The sequence below is a fragment of the Kitasatospora sp. NPDC051702 genome (assembly GCF_040681575.1).
GTDB lineage: Bacteria > Actinomycetota > Actinomycetes > Streptomycetales > Streptomycetaceae > Kitasatospora.
In genome coordinates this window covers 171,853-192,579 of sequence record NZ_JBFAZB010000005.1, presented here as the reverse complement: position 1 = coordinate 192,579, position 20,727 = coordinate 171,853, and the positions used below count along the sequence as shown (strand labels likewise).

Here is a 20,727-nt window from a genome sequence, read left to right as displayed (position 1 = left end):
GAATCGGCCGACAGCCGCTACCGTTACCAGCCCCGCCCAAGTTACTCACCAGTAAAGCGCAAGGAGGCCCGGTGCCGGCCGCCCAGCCCCCCGCCAGCCCGGACGTCGCCGCCCCGGAGCCCGCGGACGACCCCGCCCCCGCGGCCGGCGCCGCGGCCAGGGCCAAGGGGAGACCGCGCAGCGCCGCCGCCGACCGCGCCATCCTCGACGCCACCCGCGAGGCCCTCGCCGAACTCGGCTGGGGCGGGCTGACCATGGGCCACGTCGCGACCCGGGCCAAGGTCGCCAAGACCACGCTCTACCGCCGCTGGCCGTCCAAGAACGAGCTGGTGGTCGACGCCGTCGCCAGCCTCTTCGACGACCTGGTGATGCCCGACCTCGGGAGCCTGCGAGCCGACATCGAGGCCGTGGTCGCCCAGTTCGCCGACCTGCTGGCCCGCCCAGAGACCCAGGCCGCGCTGCTCGCGCTCTTCGCCGAGGGCACCCGGGACCCACAGCTGCGCCGCCGGATCCGGGAGGCCATCGTCGACCCGCAGAAGCGGCTGGTCCGGCAGGGCCGGGCGGCCGCCCAGACCCGCGGCGAACTCGCCCCGGACACCGACCCGGAGACGGCCTGCGAGGAGATCGACATCATCTTCGACACCATCGCCGGGACGGTCGAGCACCGCGTCCTGGTGAGCGGCGAGCCGATCACCGCCGACTGGACCCGCCGGTTCACCAACCTGCTGCTCGGGCCGTTCCCGAGCCTGGTGACCGACTGAGGACCGGCTGAGGACCGACTCGAGACAGGCTCGGGACCGACCGGGGGAGGACACGGCGGAGCCGCCCCGCACCGGGGTGCGTGCGGGGCGGCTCCGCCGGCGTCCGAGGGGCGCCGGGCCCGGTGGCCGTCAGAAGGCGGCGTTCTCCTGGTAGGTGCCCCACTCCTGGCGCAGCGCGTTGCAGATCTCGCCCAGGGTCGCCTCGGCGCGCACCGCGTCCAGCATCGGCGGGATCATCGACTCGCCCGAGCGCGCGGCCGCCAGCATGGCGTCCAGCCCGGCCCGCACCGCCGCGTCGTCCCGGCCCGCCTTGCGCTCCCGCAGCACCCGCACCTGCTCGCGCTCGACCTCGTGGCTGACCCGCAGGATCTCCAGCTCGGGGGTGACGCTGCGCGGGTGGCAGTTGACGCCGACGACGCGCTTGTCGCCCTTCTCCACCGACTGCTGGTACTGGAAGGCCGCCTCGGCGATCTCGCCGGTGAACCAGCCCTCCTCGATCCCGCGCAGGATGCCGGCGGTGATCGGGCCGATCCCGTGGTCCTCGTGCCCCTTGTCCAGGATCCGCTGGAAGATCGCCTCGGCCTGCTGCTCGATCCGGTCGGTGAGCGCCTCGACGTACCAGGAGCCCCCCAGCGGGTCGGCCACGTTGGCGACGCCGGTCTCCTCCATCAGCACCTGCTGGGTGCGCAGGGCGATCTCGGCGGCCTGCTCCGAGGGCAGCGCCAGGGTCTCGTCCAGGGCGTTGGTGTGCAGCGAGTTGGTGCCGCCCAGCACGGCCGACAGCGCCTCGACGGCGGTGCGGACCACGTTGTTGTACGGCTGCTGCGCGGTGAGCGAGACGCCGGCGGTCTGGGTGTGGAAGCGCAGCCACTGCGCCTTGTCGGTCTTGGCGCCGAAGCGGTCGCGCATCCAGCGGGCCCAGATCCGGCGCGCGGCGCGGAACTTGGCGATCTCCTCGAAGAAGTCGAGGTGCGCGTCGAAGAAGAAGGACAGGCCGGGCGCGAAGACGTCCACGTCCAGGCCGCGGGAGAGGCCCAGCTCGACGTAGGCGAAGCCGTCGGCGAGGGTGTACGCCAGCTCCTGCGCGGCCGTCGCCCCGGCCTCCCGGATGTGGTACCCGGAGACGGACAGCGGCTTGTAGGCGGGGATGCCCTGGGCGCAGTAGGCCATCAGGTCGCCGATCAGCCGCAGGTGCGGCTCGGGGGCGAAGAGCCACTCCTTCTGGGCGATGTACTCCTTGAAGATGTCCGTCTGCAGGGTGCCGTTGAGCACCGCCGGGTCGACGCCCTGGCGCTCGGCGGCGACCAGGTACATGCAGAAGATCGGGACGGCCGGGCCGCTGATCGTCATCGAGGTGGTGACCTCGCCGAGCGGGATGCCGTCGAACAGCACCTCCATGTCGGCGGCCGAGTCGATGGCCACGCCGCAGTGGCCGACCTCGCCGAGCGACTTCGGGTCGTCGGAGTCGTAGCCCATCAGGGTGGGCATGTCGAAGGCGACCGAGAGGCCTCCGCCGCCGGCCTCCAGGATCATCCGGTAGCGCTCGTTGGTCTGCTGCGCGTTGCCGAAGCCGGCGAACTGGCGGATGGTCCAGGTGCGGCCCCGGTAGCCCGTGGGGTGCAGCCCGCGGGTGAACGGGTACTCGCCCGGCCAGCCGATCCGCTCGAAGCCCTCGACGGCCTGCCCGGGGGCGGGCCCGTAGACCGGCTCGACCTCGTCGCCGGACAGGGTGGTGAAGTCGGCGTCCCGCGTGCGGGCCTTGTCGTACCGCTGCTGCCAGCGCTGCCGTCCGCGCTCGATCTCCTCGGCGTCCATGACCCCGAACTCCGCTCCGTACGGCCGCCACGGCACCGGGGCGGCACAGCTATTAGGACGTCCTACTAATTTACTCGGACGTCCTACCACCTGTCGACGGCCACCGGGGCCGAACGGCGGATCCCCGCCCCGGAACGCCGAGAGCGCCCCTCCCCGGGCGGGGAGGGGCGCTCTCGGCGGACGAACGCGCGGGTCAGACTCCGGCGGGCTGGCGGGCCCCGGTGCCCGGCTCGAGCAGCTCGGCGGCCTCGCGCGCCACCTTGCGCTCGAAGACGAACGAGGCGAACGGGATGCAGCCGGCGGCCAGGGTCAGGACCATCCGGCCGAGCGGCCACTTCAGCTTCTGCCCGAGCAGGAAGGTCACCACGAAGTACCCGATGTACAGGTAGCCGTGCAGCATCGCGACGTAGGTGGTCAGGTCCTCGGCGGTGTCGAAGCCGTACTTCGCGACCATGAAGCCGCAGAACACCAGCAGCGCCGTACCGGTCGCCACGGCCAGGGCCCGGTACCAGCCCAGCAGGGGGGTCGCCTTCATACTTCGCATCGCCTCGCTCGGCAGGATCGGAGGGCACGCCCGGATCCGCGCACCGCTCCCACGAGGGTAGCCGCCCTCACGGCCTGGCCCGCGCAGCCCCCTCGCCGCCATCCTCGGCGAAGTCGCCGGCGGCGACCCGCAGCGGCCTGAGCAGCTCGAAGACCTGGCGGCACTGGTCGGCGCCGTACTCCTCCAGCCCGAACTCCATCGCCATGAGCTCCCGGGTGGCCTCCTCGACCACCTCGCGGCCGCGGTCCGTGATCGCGGCGAGCACGCCGCGGCCGTCCAGCGGGTTGGGGCGGCGGGCGACGAGTCCGGCCCGCTCCAGCCGGTCGACGGTGTTGGTGACGCTCGTCGGGTGCACCATCAGGCGCTCGCCGATCTTGGAGAGCGAGAGCTCGCCGGTACGGCTGAAGGTCAGCAGCACCAGCGCCTCGTACCGGGCGAAGGTCAGTCCGTACGGCTTGAGCACCGCGTCGACCCGGGAGAGCAGGATCTGGTGGGCCCGCATGATCGAGGTGATCGCCGCCATCGAGGGCACTCCGCCCCAGCGGCGGGTCCAGAGTTCGTCGGCGCGGGCGATCGGGTCGAAGTCGAGCGCGAGGGGCTTGGGCACCTCCTTACCGTACCGGCGGAAGGGACGTGTGCTACCAGCTGTCCTGATGGTGGACAAGCGCAACACGTGGCGGGATCCCGCCAGTCGGGCGCCCAGGTCCGGACCAGGACGTTGCACGGGTGTGAACGCGGGGCAACGAACCCCCGTCCGGACGGAGTTGGGGAGGCGTTCGCCCACCGCCGCACCAGCAGGCCTCGGTTCGGGCGGTAGCCCGCCGCACGTCGGGGTGTTTCACCCCTTTTGTCGGCCTGTTCACATTCACCACCACTGGCGGGACCTGGCCAATTCCTGAGCAAGACCTGTCATTTGACGTGATCGATTGTCATGCTTTCCGCCAACCCAGTCCGGCAGCCACCACCCCCACCCACCGGTGGCCAGCCGCTCGATCGGGCCCCCGCACGCCAGTGCCCGTTCCGCCCCAAGGTGCCGACCCCGGCCCCCGGAGCGAGGTGCGCCCGCGCCCACACGCGGTTTCCCGGAAGGACCCGTCCGTGAAGCGAAAGCTCGCAGCAGTCGCCGTCATCTCCGCCACCGCCCTGCTCTCCGGTGTCGTCCAGGCGAGCGCCGCCCAGGCCGGCCCGGCCCCCGTCCCGCCGGGGCAGGCCGCCGACCAGCAGGCCGCGGCGATCGCCCTGGCCGGCGGTCAGTCCGGTCCGCTGGCGGGCGCGCTGGCGCTCGGCGGCCAGGAGAAGCTGGTCGCGAAGGACGCCGTGGTCGACCAGGACGGCACCCGCCACCTGCGCTTCGAGCGCACCTACGCCGGCCTGCCGGTGCTCGGCGGCGACCTGGTCGTCCACGAGAGCGCGGGCGGCTCGGTGAAGTCGGTCGACAAGGCCGTCACCGCGCAGCTGAGCCTGTCGAGCCTCACCCCGCAGATCCCGGCCGACAAGGCGGCCGCGCAGGCCACCGGCGCGGTCCAGGCCACCGTCGGCGTGGCCGCCGACAAGGACGAGTCCCCGCTGAGCGCCGTGCACCAGACCGGCAAGGCCGAGCTGGTGGTCTGGGCGAGCGACGGCAACCCGCGCCTGGCCTACCGCACCACCGTCGAGGGCGTGCGCGCCGACGGCACCCCGAGCAGCCAGCTGCTGGTGACCGACGCCGCCTCCGGCGAGGTGCTCTCCACCCACGAGCAGGTGCAGACCGCCGCCGGCACCGGCAAGGGCGTCTTCGTCGGCACCGTGCCGCTGACCACCACCCAGAGCGGCAGCTCGTACACACTGAAGGACGCCACCCGCGGCGGCCAGTCGACGGTCAACATGAAGAACCGGACCTCCGGCTCAGGCACCCTCTACAGCAAGTCGTCCAACACCTGGGGCACCGGCTCGGTCTCCAGCGGCGAGTCCGCCGCCGTCGACGCCCAGTTCGGCGCGGCCGCCACCTGGGACTTCTACAAGAACACCTTCGGCCGCAACGGCATCAAGAACAACGGCGTCGGCGCCACCAGCCGCGTGCACTACGGCTCCAACTACGTGAACGCGTTCTGGAACGACTCCTGCTTCTGCATGTCCTACGGCGACGGCTCGGGCAACACCCACCCGCTGACCGAGATCGACGTGGCCGGCCACGAGATGAGCCACGGCGTCACCTCCGCCACCGCCAACCTCAACTACTCGGGCGAGTCCGGCGGCCTCAACGAGGCCACCTCGGACATCTTCGGCACCATGGTCGAGTTCTCCGCCAACCTGCCCTCCAACCCGCCGAACTACTGGATCGGCGAGCTGATCGACCTCAACGGCGACGGCACCCCGCTGCGCTACATGGACAAGCCCTCCAAGGACGGCGGCTCGGCCGACTCCTGGTACTCGGGCGTCGGCAACCTGGACGTCCACTACTCCTCCGGCGTGGCCAACCACTTCTTCTACCTGCTCTCCGAGGGCAGCGGCGCGAAGAGCATCAACGGCTTCAGCTACAACAGCCCGACCTCCAACGGCTCGACGCTCAGCGGCATCGGCCGGGACAAGGCCGCGCAGATCTGGTACCGCGCGCTGACCGTGTACTTCACCTCCACCACCAACTACGCGGGCGCCCGCACCGGCACCCTGAAGGCCGCGGCGGACCTGTACGGCGCCACCAGCGCCGAGTACAAGGCGGTCGCGGCGGCGTGGAGCGGCGTCAACGTCAACTGACGCACGCCGCACGGTGAACAGGACGCCCGGGGCCTCCGTGGAGGGCAGGCCCCGGGCGTCCGGCACGTCCGGGGCCCGGCGCGCGGAGGGCCGGCCCCGGGCGCGCGCCGCGTCCGGGGCCCCCGGCGCGGTGGGTAGCAGCGCTCCAGCGGCCCGGCAAGACCGCCCGCTGGCGAGGTCCCGCCAGGGGGACGAACCCGCCCGTACCGGGGCACGGATCGGCAGCCGAACCACCCGCACCAGCGCTGGCGGTTCCTGGCCAATCCCGGTGGGCGGCCTGTCATTTCCTGCCACCGATTGTCATGCTTCTGACCAAGCCCCGTCCGACGGCCCGTCACACCCCCACCCATCGACGGACCGCCAGTGACCGCACGGGAGCGGCACGTCCGCGCCCTACCGCCCCCAAGGCGCCAACCCCGGCGCCCCGGTACGCGGCGCAACCGCGCGCACACCGCGGTTTCGTGGAAGGAACCCCCGCACGTGAAGCGAAAGCTGACAGCCGGCGCCGTACTCTCCGCCACCGCCCTGCTCGCCGGCGTGATCCAGATCGCCGTCGTCCCCGCCGCCCAGGCCGCCGCCCCCGCGCCGGAGCAGCGCGCCGAGCTGCTCGCCCTGGCCGCCGGGCAGAGCGCCCCGGTCGCCCACGCCCTGGCCCTCGGCGGCCAGGAGCAGCTCGTCGTGAAGGACGTCATCGCGGACCGGGACGGCACCCGCCACCTGCGCTACGAGCGGACCTACGCCGGCCTCCCGGTGCTCGGCGGCGACCTGGTCGTCCACCAGAAGGCCGACGGCTCGGTGAAGTCCGTCGACCGGGCCTTCGACGGCCGGCTGTCGGTGCCGAGCCTGACCCCGGGCATAGCCGCCGGGCAGGCGGCCGAGCGCGCCACCGCCGCCGTGCGGGCCACCGTCGGGCTCGCCGCCGACGAGGACGAGGCGGCGCTCGCCAGGGTCGACGGCGCCGGCGCGGCCGAGCTGGTGGTCTGGGCCGCCGACGGCGCCCCGCGGCTGGCCCACCGCACGGTGGTCACGGGCGAGCGGGCCGACGGCACCCCGAGCCGCCAGGAGGTCGTCACCGACGCCGCCACCGGCCAGGTGCTCTCCAGCCAGGAGCAGGTGCAGACCGCGACCGGCACCGGCAAGGGCGTCAACGTCGGCACCGTCACGCTGACCACCACCCAGAGCGGTTCGACCTACCAGCTCAAGGACGCCTCCCGGGGCAACCAGTCCACCACCGACCTCAAGGGCGGCACCTCCGGCAGCGGCACGCTGTTCAGCAACACCACCAACTCCTGGGGCAACGGCTCGCCGTCCAACCGCGAGTCGGCCGCCGTGGACGCCCAGTACGGCGCCGCGGCCACCTGGGACTACTACAAGAACACCTTCGGCCGCAGCGGCATCAAGAACAACGGCGTCGGCGCCGCCAGCCGGGTCCACTACAGCACCAACTACGTGAACGCGTTCTGGGACGACTCCTGCTTCTGCATGACCTACGGCGACGGCTCCGGCAACACCCACCCGCTGACCGCGATCGACGTCTCCGGCCACGAGATGAGCCACGGCGTCACCTCGGCCACCGCGAAGCTGAACTACTCGGGCGAGTCCGGCGGCCTGAACGAGGCCACCTCGGACATCTTCGGGACGATGGTCGAGTGGTCGGCCAACCTGCCCTCCGACCCGCCGGACTACCTGATCGGCGAGAAGCTCAACATCAACGGCAACGGCACCCCGCTGCGCTACATGGACAAGCCCTCCAAGGACGGCGCCTCGGCCGACTACTGGTCCTCCACCGTCGGCAACAAGGACGTCCACTACTCCTCCGGCGTCGCCAACCACTTCTTCTACCTGCTCGCCGAGGGCAGCGGCGCCAAGGTCATCAACGGGGTCAGCTACAACAGCCCGACCTCCAACGGCTCGACGGTCACCGGCATCGGCCGGACCAAGGCGGCCGCCATCTGGTACCGCGCGCTGACCGTCTACATGACCTCCACCACCAACTACAAGGCCGCCCGCACGGCGACCCTGAAGGCCGCGACCGACCTGTACGGCGCCACCAGCACCGAGTACAAGGCGGTCGCCGCGGCCTGGAGCGGCGTCAACGTCAACTGAGCGCGCCCGGCGCGCCCCGACCACCCGGTAGGACCTGACCACCCCCGGTAAGAACGGCGACAGGCTGCCGCGGCCCTTTGGGAGAGGAGGCCGCGGCAGCCTGTCGACCGTCGCGTTCGGGGGGAGCGGCTCAGGCGGCGGCCGGCTCCAGCTCGCCGCGCTCCTCCTTGCCGAGCATCCGCTCGGCGACCAGGCCGCCGAGCGGGATCACCGAGAGGACGAACAGCAGGGCGCCGCGCTTGACGTCCCACTTCTGCGCCTGCCACGCCTGGATCCAGAAGACCACGTAGAGCACGAACAGCACGCCGTGGACCATGCCCATCACCGGGACGGCGTCGAAGGACGTGGTCCGCTTCAGCACGGAGCAGATCAGCAGCAGGACGAAGGAGACCCCTTCGGGGCCGGAGACCAGGCGCAGGCGGTGGACGGCGCTGCTGTTCACGTTGGGTACCTCAATACGGGGGTCGGAGGCGCGGACACGCTTGTGAAGCGACGCACAAGCCTTGGCCATTATCACCGAGCACACGTCCGGAGCCCGGCCCGGGGTGCCCCCCGTGAGCGGTCTCACACCGGCCGGCCCGATGTCACAGCTGTGCGCCAGAACCCGCCCGGCGCGGGCGGCCCGTCACCCGCTGCCCCTATCCTGCTGCCCGCGCGCCCACCGGACCGGGGGCCGCACGCATCGGACGACCGGGGGTAGCCACTCATGTTCAAGCGGGACTGGGACCGAAGGACCTGCGCCAAGCGCGGCCACGTCACCTACGCGCCGACCGAGCCCGAGCTGGCCGCCCGGCTGCACGCCGCCACCGCCCTCGGCGACGCCTGGCGCTGCCTGCGCTGCGGCGACTTCGCGCTCGGCGCCCCGCACGGCTCCGGCCCCGCGCAGGACGCCCCGCTGGTGCCCCGCGGCAAGGCGCTGCGCGACCTCTTCATCCTGCGCTTCCTGGCCGTCGAGCGGGTGCTGCGCGGGCTGCTGATCATCGTGGTCGCCTGGGCCGTCTGGAAGTTCTCCAACAGCCAGGACGCGGTGCACCGGATCTTCGACGAGAACCTGACGGTCTTCCGGCCGGTCACCGACCACTTCCACTGGGACCTCGAGCACTCCCCGATCGTCGACACGATCCGGAAGACCTTCGACTACCACAAGAACACCCTGCTGATCGTCGCCGGCGCCCTGCTGGCCTACGCGCTGATCGAGATCGTCGAGGCGGTCGGCCTCTGGCTGGGCCGGCGCTGGGCCGAGTACCTGACGGTGGTCGCCACCGCGGCCTTCCTGCCGCTGGAGGGCTACGAGCTGAGCGAGCACGTCAGCGCGGTGAAGATCTGCACCCTGCTGCTGAACATCGCGGCCGTCCTGTGGATCATGCTCTCCAAGCGGCTGTTCGGGCTGCGCGGCGGCGTGGTGGCCTTCGAGGCGGAGCGCCACTCGGCCTCGCTGCTGGAGGTCGAGGAGGCCGCCGGCACCGTCGCGCCCGCGCACGGGGCGCACGCGCGCGCGTGACCGGCGCGAATGTCGCAGACCGGTACCAGTTCCCACCCCGCCCCTCCCCCTGCCACGGCCGCTGCCAGTAGATTGCGGCCGTGGCACAGTTCAGACTCCAGGGAACCCGGGTACTCGCGGTCGAGTTGGCCGGCGAGGCCGTCAAGGCCAGACACGGCTCGATGGTCGCCTACACCGGCCAGATGAGCTTCAAGAAGCTGACCGGCGGCGGGGACGGCCTGCGCGGCATGGTCGCCCGCCGACTGACCGGCGAACAGATGACCGTCATGGAGGTCAAGGGACAGGGCACCTGTTACTTCGCCGACAAGGCGACCGAGATCAACCTGGTCAGACTGAACGGCGAGACGCTGTTCGTCGAGGCGGACAACCTGCTCTGCACCGAGGGCTCGCTGCGCACCGGCACCACCTTCACCGGGCTCAACGGCATGTCCTCCGGCAACGGCCTGTTCACCACCAAGGTGGAGGGCCACGGCTGGGCCGCCGTCACCTCGAACGGGCCGGCGATCATCCTGCGGGTCGGCAAGGACCAGCCGCTGCGGGTCGACCCCGGCGCCTACGTGGCGCACACCGGCAGCCTGCAGCGCAGCCTGAAGTCGGGCGCCGGCTGGACGACGGTGATCGGGGAGGGCGGCGGCGAGGCCGTCCAGGTGGAGTTCTCCGGAGAGGGACTGGTCTACGTGCAGCCGTCGGAGAAGGTCACCATCGGGGGCGACGTCTGATGGCCTTCACGAAGATCAACGGCAAGATGGTCGAGGCCGTCGTGGTGCCCGGCCAGCGGCTGTTCAGCCAGCGCGGCGCGATGCTCGCGTACACCGGGGACGTCCGCTTCACGCCGAACATCACCGGCGGGCAGGGCGGCGTGATGTCGATGATCGGCCGCCGGGTGGCCAACGAGGACACCCCGCTGATGACCGTCGAGGGTCAGGGCCGGGTCATGTTCGGCCACGGCGGCCACCACGTCCACGTGATCGACCTGGTCGGCGACACCCTGTACGTCGAGGCGGACCGGCTGCTGGCCTTCGAGGGCACGCTGCAGCAGTCCACCATGTTCATGGGCTCGCAGGGCGGCGTGATGGGCATGGTCCGCGGCCAGGTCACCGGCCAGGGCCTGTTCACCACCAAGCTGGACGGGCAGGGCTCGGTCGCGGTGATGGCGCACGGCGGCGTCTTCGAGCTGCCGATCGTCCCGGGCCAGTCGGTGCACGTCGACCCGCAGGCGTACGTGGCGCACCGCGGCCAGGTGCAGAACAAGCTGTCCACGGCGCTGGGGTGGCGCGACATGATCGGCCGCGGCTCCGGCGAGGCGTTCCAGCTGGAACTGTCCGGACAGGGTGCGGTGTACGTCCAGGCGAGCGAGGAGAAGCTCTGATGTCCTACCCGCCGCAGCCGCCCCACGGGCAGTCCCCGTACGACCAGCCGACCCAGCCCGGCTTCGCCGTCCCCCCGCCGCCGCCCCCGGGCTACGGGCCGCAGGGCGGCTACCCGCAGCAGGGCGGGTACCCCCAGCAGGGGGGCTACCCCCAGCAGGGCGGCTACCCGCCGCCGCCTCCGCCGCAGCCCCAGCAGGCCTACGCCCAGGAGCAGTTCGGCGGGCCGCAGGCCCCGCTGCCGAGCGCCCACGGGGGCGGCGCCGGCCCGGTGGTGTACGACGCCCACAGCCTGCCGGCGAACGACAACGTCAACCCGTACGCCTTCTCGGTCGACCTGAACGGCTCGTACTTCCTGCAGAAGGGCAAGATGGTCGCCTACTACGGCGACATCAGCTTCAAGGGCGTCGGCGCCGGCGTGCTGGACCGGATGATCGGGCAGCACTTCAACTCGCCGATGCACGCGGCGGACTGGGTGGTCGCCCAGGGCCGCGGCAAGCTGCTGCTGGCGGACCGCGCCTTCGACCTCAACTCCTACGACCTGGACGAGGGCAACCTGACCGTCCGCTCGGGGAACCTGCTGGCCTTCGAGCCGACGCTGCGGCTCAAGCAGTCGATCATCCCGGGCTTCCTCACCCTGATCGGCACCGGCAAGTTCGTCGCCGCCTCCAACGGGCCGGTGCACTTCGTCGAGCCGCCGATCCGGGTGGACCCGCAGGCGCTGGTCGGCTGGGCGGACTGCCCGGCGCCGTGCCACCACTACGACCACGACTACATGCACGGCCTGATCGGCGGCATCCGCCGGCTGACCGGGCTCGGCGGGGCGTCCGGCGAGGAGCACCAGTTCGAGTTCATCGGCGCCGGGCAGGTGCTGCTGCAGTCCAGCGAGAAGCTGATGGCCGAGCGCTCGGTCGGCCAGGTGGGCGCCGAGGCGGGCATCCCGATGGGCGGCGTGCCGTCCCAGCCGGGCGCGGCCGGCCACGGCGGGCACGGCGGGGGCAACCTCAACGTGCCGGGTCTCGGTAACCTGGGCGACCTGGGACGGCGTTTCGGCCTGTAAACTTGTACAAGATTTAACTAAATCGGGTATGCTGTCCCCATGGATGCGCACACGATCGACACCGCGGACACCCCTCCGTCGCAGCCGGAGGGGGAAACCCCCTGGCTGACCGCCAGGGAGCAGCGGATGTGGCGCGCCCACCTGGAGGTCGCCAAGCTGCTGGACTACCAGCTCAGCCGCGAACTCCAGCCGCACAACCTGGCCATCAACGACTACGAGATCCTGGTCGTCCTCTCCGAGGCCCCCGACCGCCGGATGCGGATGACCGACCTCGCGACGGCCACCCTGCAGTCCAAGAGCCGCCTCTCGCACCAGATCACCCGCATGGAAACGGCCGGCCTGGTGCTGCGCCAGGAGTGCCCCGGCGACCGCCGGGGCCTCTACGCCCACCTCACCGAGCAGGGCTGGGACACCATGCAGCGGGTCGCCCCCGACCACGTGCGCAGCGTCCGGGCGCACTTCATCGACCGCTTCACCCCGGAGCAGCTGGACGCCATGTACGAGGCCCTCGCCCCGGTCGCCGAACACCTCCGCGGCCTCCGCGGCCGCTCCTGACCCCTCCCCGACACGTCTAAGGGCGGGCCCGTGCGCGTGCGCACGGGCCCGCCCTTAGACGTGCGTCAGGCCTGGGTCAGGCCGGCGACGAGGCGGTCGGCGGCGCCGTAGGGGTCGAGCTCGCCCGACACCACGCGCTCGGCCAGGCCGGCCAGGTGGCGGTCCCCGTGCAGGTCGCCGATCCGGGCGCGCAGTTCGGCCAGCGCGATCGCCTCGATCTCATCGGCGGCGCGCCGGCGCCGGCGCGCGGCCAGCTCGCCGTGCTCCTCCAGCCAGGCGCGGTGCTTCTCCAGCGCCTCGACGACCTCGTCCACGCCCTCGCCGCGGGCCGCGACGGTCTTGACGATCGGCGGGCGCCAGTCCCCCGCCCCGCGGGCCTCGCCGAGCCCCAGCATGTGGTTGAGCTCGCGGGCCGTGGCGTCGGCGCCGTCCCGGTCGGCCTTGTTGACCACGAAGAGGTCGCCGATCTCCAGGATCCCGGCCTTGGCGGCCTGGATGCCGTCGCCCATGCCGGGGGCGAGCAGCACCACGGTGGTGTCCGCCTGGGCGGCGACCTCCACCTCGGACTGGCCCACGCCGACGGTCTCGACCAGGATCACCTCGCAGCCGGCGGCGTCGAGCACCCGCAGCGCCTGCGGCGCCGCCCAGGACAGCCCGCCGAGGTGGCCGCGGGTGGCCATCGAGCGGATGAACACCTCGGGGTCGGTGGCGTGGTCCTGCATCCGGACCCGGTCGCCGAGCAGGGCGCCGCCCGAGAACGGCGAGGACGGGTCGACGGCCAGTACGCCGACGCGCTTGCCGAGCCGCCGGTAGGCGGAGACCAGGGCGGAGGTGGAGGTGGACTTGCCGACCCCGGGCGAGCCGGTCAGGCCCACCGTGTAGGCCCGACCGGTGTACGGCGCGAGGGCGGCCATGGCCTCGCGCAGCTCCGGGGCGGCGTTCTCGACCAGCGTGATCAGCCGGGCGACCGCCCGCGGCCGTCCCTCGCGGGCCTGTTCGACCAGCGTGGCGACATCGATCATCAGGAGCTCCTAGCGCAGATGCCGACGGGGCTGCGGAACCGCTTGTGGCGGTCCGCAGCCCCGAAGGTATGTCAGATGATCAGGCCTTCGGAACGCGCACGATGAGCGCGTCGCCCTGACCGCCGCCACCGCACAGCGCGGCCGCACCGACACCGCCGCCGCGGCGCTGCAGCTCCAGCGCCAGGTGCAGCACCACGCGGGCGCCGGACATGCCGATCGGGTGGCCGAGCGCGATCGCGCCGCCGTTGACGTTGACGATGTCCGCGGAGACGCCCAGGTCCTTGGTCGACTGGTGGGCGACGGCCGCGAAGGCCTCGTTGATCTCGATCAGGTCGAGGTCGGAGACCTCCAGGCCCTCCTTGCCCAGCGCGTGCTTGATCGCGTTGGACGGCTGCGACTGCAGCGAGTTGTCCGGGCCGGCCACGTTGCCGTGCGCGCCGATCTCGGCGATCCAGCTCAGGCCCAGCTCCTCGGCCTTGGCCTTGCTCATCACGACCACCGCGGCGGCGCCGTCGGAGATCTGCGAGGAGGTGCCGGCGGTGATCGTGCCGTCCTTGGCGAACGCCGGGCGCAGCCGGGCCAGGCCCTCGACGGTGGTGTCGGCGCGGATGCCCTCGTCCTGGGAGAACAGCACCGGCTCGCCCTTGCGCTGCGGGATGGCGACCGGGACGATCTCGGCGTCGAAGACGCCGTCGGCCTGCGCCTTGGCGGCCCGCTGGTGGGAGGCGGCCGCGATCTCGTCCTGCACCTCGCGGGCGATGCCCAGCCGGGTGTTGTGCTTCTCGGTCGACTCGCCCATCGGGATGTTCTCGTAGGCGTCGGTGAGGCCGTCGTGGGCCATCGCGTCGAGCAGCTCGACCGCGCCGTACTTGTAGCCCTCGCGGGACTTCGGCAGCAGGTGCGGGGCGTTGGTCATCGACTCCTGGCCGCCGGCCACCACCACGTCGAACTCGCCGGCGCGGATCAGCTGGTCGGCCAGCGCGATGGCGTCCAGGCCGGAGAGGCACACCTTGTTGATGGTGAGCGCCGGGACGTTCATCGGGATGCCTGCCTTGACGGCGGCCTGGCGGGCCGGGATCTGGCCGGCGCCGGCCTGCAGCACCTGGCCCATGATCACGTACTGGACCTGGTCACCCGTGATGCCCGCCCGCTCGAGTGCGCCCTTGATCGCGAAGCCGCCGAGGTCGGCGCCGGAGAAGCCCTTGAGGGATCCGAGCAGGCGGCCCATCGGGGTCCGCGCACCGGCAACGATCACAGAGGTGGTGTTGGTCATGGGACGAGCCCCTTCGCACGTCGTGGCCAGGTGAGGATGCGCTCAATGTACTGACCTGCTACCCGCCCGTCACCGGAGCGACGGTGTGATCGAGCGCACTGGCACCCTCCAGTCAACACCGTGTCAACGCGGTCCGGGTGAAACGCGACCGTGTGAGCAGATTCGCACCTCCGGCGCTGGCGCCGCTCAAGACCGATGCGCTGCACTGGTGCCACCGCTTTCCCACCCCCGACCCGCCTCCCGGAGGTCGCCGTGCTGACCCGTATCGACCACATCGGCATCGCCTGCCGCGACCTCGACCGGACGGTCGAGTTCTACCGCTCCACCTACGGCTTCGAGGTCTTCCACGAGGAGGTCAACGAGGAGCAGGGCGTCCGCGAGGCCATGCTCAAGATCAACGACACCGGGGACGGCGGCGCCTCCTACCTCCAGCTGCTGGAGCCGACCCGGCCCGACTCGACCGTCGCCAAGTGGCTGGAGAAGAACGGCGAGGGCGTGCACCACATCGCCTTCGGCACCGCGGACGTCGACGGCGACGCCGAGGCCATCCGGGGCAAGGGCGTCCGGGTCCTCTACGACGAGCCGCGGATCGGCTCGATGGGCTCGCGGATCACCTTCCTGCACCCCAAGGACTGCGGCGGCGTGCTGACCGAGCTGGTCACCTCCGCCCGACCGGGCGCGGACGGCGCCCACTGAGGGCCCCTCGGTGCCGCCCGCCGGGGCCTCCCGGTGCCGCCCGCCGGGGCGGCACCGCCCCGGCCGACGGTCATGACCCGTCAGTAACCTCGCCCGGAGGCCGGAAAACCCCCACGCGGCCATTCCCCCGCCCTGCCGTCCCACTACAATGCCCAGGTGCGCGAAGGCTCCGGGTGACGGAGGCGACGGGCACGGCCGATGACAGGCCCGTCCGCCCCCCGGTGGCCGGCCCGTCGCAGGGGAGTCCAGTACGCGGGCACGGCTGAACCGTCGCAACACGGATCTGTCACCATTCTCCACAAGGCAAGAGTTCGCCCAGGAGTCCACCCGGACGGGGGAACGCGGAACCACCGCGCTTCCACGCCGAGGGCTCCGACGACCGCGGCGGGCGCCCCCGGACAGACCGGCGGGCCGTCCACCGGCTGCGGATGCAAGGAGCCAGTCGGACCGACCCCCGGACAACGGGGACCCCGGACCGGCCGGGTCGAGGACGCGACCAGGAGATGGATGGGACCGCGGAGTGCGGGGCAACGACCGCTACGAGGTTGACGATCACCTCTCCCAGTTCGAGGCCGAGATGGGTCGGACTCGAAAGGAGCGGGACAAAGCAGTCGAGCATGCCGAGGACCTCGCCTACCAGGTGGAGGTGCTCCGGGCCAAGCTGCACGAGTCCCGGCGCATGCTCGCCCAGCCGCGCGCCTTCGACGCCGTCTCCGGCCAGGCCGAGCAGATGCTCCGGACCGCCGAGATGCAGGCCCAGCAGCTGCGCGCCGACGCCGAACGGCAGCTGCGCGACTCCCAGGCCGCCACCCAGCGGATCATGGCCGAGGCCGCCGAGCGCACCGCCCGGCTGGAGGCCGAGCTCACCGCCCGCCGCCGCCAGCTCGAGGACGAGCTCACCGAGCTGCGCCGCACCGCCGAGCAGCACGTCAACGGCTGGGCCGAGCAGACCCGGGCCGGGTCCGAGCAGGAGGCGCAGCGCCTCCTGCAGGAGGCCCGCGTCGAGGCCGAGCGGATGGTCGCCGCCGCCCGCGCCGAAGCCGTCGCCCTCTCCGACCAGGCCCGCGCGCAGACCGCCGCGGACGTCGACGCCGCCCGCGGCGAGGCCCATGCCGCCGCCGAGGCCGCCATCCAGCGCGCCCAGAGCGACGCCGAGCGCCTGCTGCGCGCCGCCTCCGAGCAGGCCCAGCAGGCCGGCGCCCAGGCCGCTGCCGAGGTCGGCGCGGCCCGCGGCGAGGCCCAGCAGCAGCTCGCCGCCGCCCATGCGGCCGCCGAGCAGCAGCTCGCCGCCGCCCGGGCGGAGATCAACCGGCTCAAGGAACAGGCCACCGCCGAGCAGACCCGCGCCGAGCAGCAGCTCGCCGCCGCGAAGGCCGAGATAGAGCGGCTGCGCGCGGAGGCGATCGCCGAGGCCGAGCGCACCCGCCGCGAGGCCGCAGAACTCCGTGCCCAGGCCGAGCAGGCCGCCGAACAGCTCCAGGCCGACGCCGAGGCCGCCGCCGAGCGCAAGGTCGCCGACGGCGAGGCCGCCAACGAGCAGCGCTCGCAGACCGCCCGCGCCGAGGTCGCCCGGATGGTCGCCCAGGCCACCAAGGAGGCCGAGGCCATCCGCGCCGAGGCCGCCACCAAGCAGGCCCAGGCGGACGCCGCCAAGGCCGCCGCCGCCGAGGAGAGCGAGCGGCTGCGGGCCACCGCCGAGTCCGTCGCCGGCGAACTGCGCGCCGAGGCCGAGGCCGCGATCGCCGAGCTGCGCGCCCAGGCCGAGCGGGACGTCGCCGAGCTGCGCGCCCTCGCCGAGGCCGAGGCCCAGCGCCTGCGCAACGAGGCCGAGGAGGAGGGCCGGGCGGCCGGCGCCAAGGACGCCACCGTCCACCTCGCCAAGGCCGCCAAGACCGCCGAGGAGGTGCTCGGCCGGGCCGACCGGGACGCCGAGACCGCCCGCACCGAGGCCGCCACCGAGGCCGAGCGGATCCGCACCGAGGCCGCCGCCGAGGCGCAGCGCCTGCGCGAGCAGGCCCAGGCCGCCGTCGAGCAGGCCCAGAACGCCGCCCTGGACGACGCCGCCGCGATCCGCGAGCGGATCGAGCAGATGCAGGACGAGGCGGCCCGGCTGCGGGCCGAGGCCGAGGAGCTGCGCGCCCACGCCGCCGCCGAGGCCGACCGGGTCCGCGGCGAGGCCCGCCGCCAGGCCGTCATGCAGATCGAGGAGTCGGCGAAGAACGCCGAGGAGCTGCTCACCAAGGCCAAGGCCGACGCCGACGAGCTGCGCGCGGGTGCGGCCGGCGAGGTCGAGCGGCTGCGCGAGCAGGCCCAGCAGCAGGCCGCCGAGACCCAGGGCCGGGCCGAGCAGACCCTGGCCCGGGCCCGCGCCGAGGCGGAGAAGACCACCGCCGCCGCCGAGCAGCAGGGCCAGGACGCCCTCGCCGCGGCCAAGGCCGCGGCCGCCGAGAACCGGACCGCCGCCGAGCGCGAGACCGCCGAACTGCGCCGGGAGGCAGCCGAGTTCGACCAGCGGGTGCGGGCCGAGGCGACCGCCGCCGCGGACGCCCTGACCGCCGCCGCACAGGCCGGCGCCAACGCCGTCCGGGACGCCGCGGTGGCCGACGCCGAGCGCGTGCGCACCGAGGCCGACGCCGAGGCCGTCCGCACCAGGAGCGAGGCCGAGGCCGCCGCCGAGGCGCTGCGCCAGGAGAGCCTGCGCGCCCACGAGGAGGCCGCCGCCGGGCTGCTGCGTGAGCGCGAGGAGACCGCCGAACAGCTGGCCGCGGCGCGGACCGCCCGCGAGCAGGCCGAGCAGGCCGCCGCCGAACTGACCGAACGCACCGCCGCCGAGACGGCCGCCCGCCGCTCCGAGGCCGAGGCGTACGCCGACCGCGTCCGGACCGAGGCCGAGCAGACCGCCACCGAGCTGCGCGAGCTCGCCGAGCGGGAGACCGCCGAGCAGCGCGAGGCCGCAGACCGCGAGACCGCCCAGCAGCGCGAGCTGGCCGAGCGGGAGACCACCGAGCAGCGGGCCCTCGCCGAGCGGGAGACCGCCGAGCAGCGCGAGGCCGCCGAGGCGCACGCCGCCGACGTCCGGGCCGTGGCCGAACAGGCCGCCGCCGAACTGACCGAGCGCACCGCCACCGAGACGGCCGCCCTGCGCGCCGAGGCCGAGGAGCTGCTGGAGAACGCCCGCAGCGCCGCCGAGCAGCGGCAGGCCGAGGCCGCGCGGGACGCCAAGGCCGTCCGCGAGAAGGCCGCCGCCGACCTGACCCTGGCCGCCGAGCAGGCCGAGACGGTCCGCGCCGAGGCCGGCCGTGAGCTGTCCGAGGCCCGCGCGACCGCCGACGGCATCCGCGCCGAGGCCACCGCCGTCCTGGAGCAGGCCCGGATCGACGGCGACGAGCTCGTCGCCGCCGCCAGGGCCGAGGGCGCCGGTCTGGTCGAGGCCGCCGAGGAGGAGGCCGCCGAGGTCCGCCAGTCGGTGGCCGGCATGCACGAGGCCGCCGCGGAGCAGATCGCCGAGCGGAAGGCCGCCGTCGAGCGCGAGGCAGCGGAGGTGCTCGGCCAGGCCGAGCAGGCCGCGGCCGAGCTGCGCGAGCTCGCCGAGCGGGAGACCGCCGAGCAGCGCGAACTGGCCGACCGCGAGACCGCCGAGCAGCGGGCCCTCGCCGACCGCGAGACCGCGCAGCTGCGCGAGCTCGCCGAGCGGGAGACCGCGGAGCTGCGCGAGCTCGCCGAGCGCGAGACGGCCGAGCTGCGGGCCCGCACCGAGGCCGAGACCACCGCGCTGCGCGAGCGGACCGAGCTGGAGCTGGCCGCCGAGCGCGAGGCCCACGAGGCCGAGCTGGCCCACGAGCGCGCCGAGGCCCAGGCCTACGACGAGCAGCTGCGCACCGCGGCCGACGCCGAGCTGCGCGCCGCCCAGGACGCCGCCGACCAGCTGCGCACGGAGGCCGAGAACCAGGCCGTCCGCACCGTGGCCGCCGCCGACGAGCGCTCCGCCGCCCTGGTCGCCGACGCCGAGGAGCTGGCCGCCGCGCTGCGCGCCGAGGCCGAGGAGTACGCGCTCGCCACCCGCACCCTCGCCGACGAGTACGACGCCGCCACCCACAGCCGCGCCGACGCGTACGACGCGGAGACCCGGGAGGCCGCCGAGCAGTTCGACCGGGCCACCCGCGAGCAGGCCAACTCCGTCCTGGAGAAGGCCTTCGCGGACGCCGAGGCGCTCGGCGAGGACGCCCAGACCACCGCGCTGGCCACCACCGCCGCCGCCGAGGAGCAGGCGGACGCGATGGTCGCCGCCGCCCGCAAGGAGGCCGACCGGCTGGTCGCCGCCGGCGAGGCGGCCGGCCAGGGCGAGGTCGAGAAGGGCCGCTCGGACGCCGACGCGCTGCTCGCCGAGGCCCGCCGGGACGCCACCGCGATCCGCGAGCGCGCCGAGGAGCTGCGCGAGCGCACCGACGCCGAGGTCGAGGCGCTGCACGAGCGCGCCCGCAAGGAGAACGCGGCGGCCATGAAGTCGGCCGGCGAGCGGGTGGACGCGCTGGTGACGGCCGCCCAGGAGCAGCTGACCGAGGCCGAGGAGCAGGCGGTGAACACCGTCGCCGAGGCCGAGGACCGCGCCGCGGCGCTGGTCGCGGCCGCCGAGGACCGCGCGAACGAGCTGACCTCGGAGGCGTCCGCGGAGGCCAGCAAGGTCCGGATCTCGGCCGTCCGCAAGGCCGAGGGCCTGCTGAAGGAGGCCGAGACCAAGCTGTCCGACTCCACCGACCGCGCCGAGGCGCTGATCGTCAAGGCCGAGGCCAAGCTGCAGTCGGCCGAGACCGAGGCCGAGGAGCGGCTGGAGAGCGCGGCCGCCGAGGCGGAGAAGCGCCTGCAGGACGCCGACCGCAGTGCGGAGGAGCAGGTCGAGCTGGCGAAGGCGGAGGCGGAGCGGCTGCTCGCCGACGCTCGGGCGGAGGCGAAGCGGATCACCGACGAGGGCCGGCGCGAGCTGGACGAACTGGTGCGCCGCCGCAAGGACATCAACACCGAGATCTCCAGGGTCCAGGACGTGCTGTCCGCCCTGGAGGCCTTCGAGGCGCCGTCACCGGTCGCACAGGCAAACGGGGGAAGCAACACCAAGAAGGACGGGGGCGCCAAGGCAGGTGCCGGAATCGGCTCCCCCCGGTCGGGTGGCAATCGCTCCAAGAACGCACCACCCGATTGAGCGGACATTGTCCGCGGGACAACGGCATTTCGCCGTCGACACTCCGGTACCGTGTCAGGATTCCCTCAACCACCTCAGCGGTTTGACGACAGGAAGCCCA

General features: G+C 73.3%; 16 protein-coding genes. 10 read left to right on the top strand and 6 right to left on the bottom strand.

What is annotated here, in order from left to right; translation table 11 throughout:
- Positions 1-200 precede the first annotated feature (200 nt).
- Positions 201-761, top strand: a complete 561-nt coding sequence (locus tag AB0N04_RS07165) for a TetR/AcrR family transcriptional regulator (RefSeq protein WP_360204865.1) — start codon at positions 201-203, stop codon at positions 759-761.
- A 129-nt stretch (positions 762-890) separates the two neighbouring features.
- Here AB0N04_RS07165 and AB0N04_RS07160 read toward each other — a convergent pair whose 3' ends face one another.
- The 3 genes from AB0N04_RS07160 to AB0N04_RS07150 all read right to left on the bottom strand — a co-directional run bounded on the left by AB0N04_RS07160 (position 891) and on the right by AB0N04_RS07150 (position 3,727).
- The gene (locus AB0N04_RS07160; RefSeq protein ID WP_360204692.1) at positions 891-2,576 is read right to left on the bottom strand and encodes a methylmalonyl-CoA mutase family protein; all 1,686 of its coding nucleotides are present in this window, start codon (positions 2,574-2,576) and stop codon (positions 891-893) included.
- A gap of 193 nt (positions 2,577-2,769) precedes the next feature.
- On the bottom strand, positions 2,770-3,111 hold the full coding sequence (locus tag AB0N04_RS07155) for a DUF3817 domain-containing protein (protein ID WP_360204689.1): 342 nt from the start codon (positions 3,109-3,111) through the stop codon (positions 2,770-2,772).
- A gap of 76 nt (positions 3,112-3,187) precedes the next feature.
- A complete protein-coding gene (locus AB0N04_RS07150) occupies positions 3,188-3,727 on the bottom strand; it encodes a MarR family transcriptional regulator (RefSeq protein ID WP_360204687.1) in 540 nt (179 codons plus the stop codon).
- Positions 3,728-4,218: 491 nt separating this feature from the next.
- On the opposite strand from AB0N04_RS07150, the gene AB0N04_RS07145 reads away from it, so the two are divergent.
- Both AB0N04_RS07145 and AB0N04_RS07140 read left to right on the top strand, forming a co-directional pair.
- Positions 4,219-5,853, top strand: a complete 1,635-nt coding sequence (locus AB0N04_RS07145; RefSeq protein ID WP_360204684.1) for a M4 family metallopeptidase — start codon at positions 4,219-4,221, stop codon at positions 5,851-5,853.
- A gap of 480 nt (positions 5,854-6,333) precedes the next feature.
- A complete protein-coding gene (locus AB0N04_RS07140; protein WP_360204682.1) occupies positions 6,334-7,959 on the top strand; it encodes a M4 family metallopeptidase in 1,626 nt (541 codons plus the stop codon).
- A gap of 130 nt (positions 7,960-8,089) precedes the next feature.
- On the opposite strand, the gene AB0N04_RS07135 is transcribed toward AB0N04_RS07140, so the two are convergent.
- Entirely contained in the window at positions 8,090-8,401 is a 312-nt protein-coding gene (locus tag AB0N04_RS07135) for a DUF3817 domain-containing protein (RefSeq protein WP_360204679.1), read from the bottom strand.
- Between the two features lie 264 nt (positions 8,402-8,665).
- Here AB0N04_RS07135 and AB0N04_RS07130 point away from each other — a divergent pair, with 264 nt between their 5' ends.
- From AB0N04_RS07130 to AB0N04_RS07110, 5 genes are all read left to right on the top strand, one after another.
- Positions 8,666-9,460, top strand: a complete 795-nt coding sequence (locus AB0N04_RS07130; RefSeq protein ID WP_360204676.1) for a DUF2127 domain-containing protein — start codon at positions 8,666-8,668, stop codon at positions 9,458-9,460.
- Positions 9,461-9,540: 80 nt separating this feature from the next.
- Positions 9,541-10,179 (top strand): AIM24 family protein, encoded by a 639-nt coding sequence (locus AB0N04_RS07125; protein WP_360204673.1) that lies wholly within the window; start codon positions 9,541-9,543, stop codon positions 10,177-10,179.
- Complete coding sequence (locus tag AB0N04_RS07120) at positions 10,179-10,829, top strand: AIM24 family protein (RefSeq protein ID WP_360204671.1); 651 nt, start codon at positions 10,179-10,181, stop codon at positions 10,827-10,829. The genes AB0N04_RS07125 and AB0N04_RS07120 overlap by 1 nt, the downstream gene beginning before the upstream one ends.
- A gap of 236 nt (positions 10,830-11,065) precedes the next feature.
- Positions 11,066-11,887, top strand: a complete 822-nt coding sequence (locus AB0N04_RS07115; RefSeq protein WP_360204862.1) for an AIM24 family protein — start codon at positions 11,066-11,068, stop codon at positions 11,885-11,887.
- A 39-nt stretch (positions 11,888-11,926) separates the two neighbouring features.
- Entirely contained in the window at positions 11,927-12,442 is a 516-nt protein-coding gene (locus AB0N04_RS07110; protein WP_360204668.1) for a MarR family transcriptional regulator, read from the top strand.
- Between the two features lie 65 nt (positions 12,443-12,507).
- Here the strand turns inward: AB0N04_RS07110 and meaB are convergent, their stop codons facing one another.
- Entirely contained in the window at positions 12,508-13,464 is a 957-nt protein-coding gene (gene meaB / locus AB0N04_RS07105) for a methylmalonyl Co-A mutase-associated GTPase MeaB (RefSeq protein WP_360204665.1), read from the bottom strand.
- 79 nt (positions 13,465-13,543) lie between these two features.
- Positions 13,544-14,737: an acetyl-CoA C-acetyltransferase gene (locus AB0N04_RS07100; RefSeq protein ID WP_360204663.1), complete on the bottom strand. Its 1,194-nt coding sequence runs from the start codon at positions 14,735-14,737 to the stop codon at positions 13,544-13,546.
- Between the two features lie 252 nt (positions 14,738-14,989).
- Between AB0N04_RS07100 and mce the strand changes: the two genes are divergently transcribed.
- Together mce and AB0N04_RS07090 are read left to right on the top strand one after the other, a co-directional pair.
- Positions 14,990-15,433, top strand: coding sequence for a methylmalonyl-CoA epimerase (gene mce / locus AB0N04_RS07095; RefSeq protein WP_360204660.1), 444 nt, complete (start codon positions 14,990-14,992; stop codon positions 15,431-15,433).
- Positions 15,434-16,010: 577 nt separating this feature from the next.
- The gene (locus tag AB0N04_RS07090; protein WP_363363517.1) at positions 16,011-20,627 is read left to right on the top strand and encodes a hypothetical protein; all 4,617 of its coding nucleotides are present in this window, start codon (positions 16,011-16,013) and stop codon (positions 20,625-20,627) included.
- The last annotated feature ends 100 nt before the right edge of the window (positions 20,628-20,727 follow it).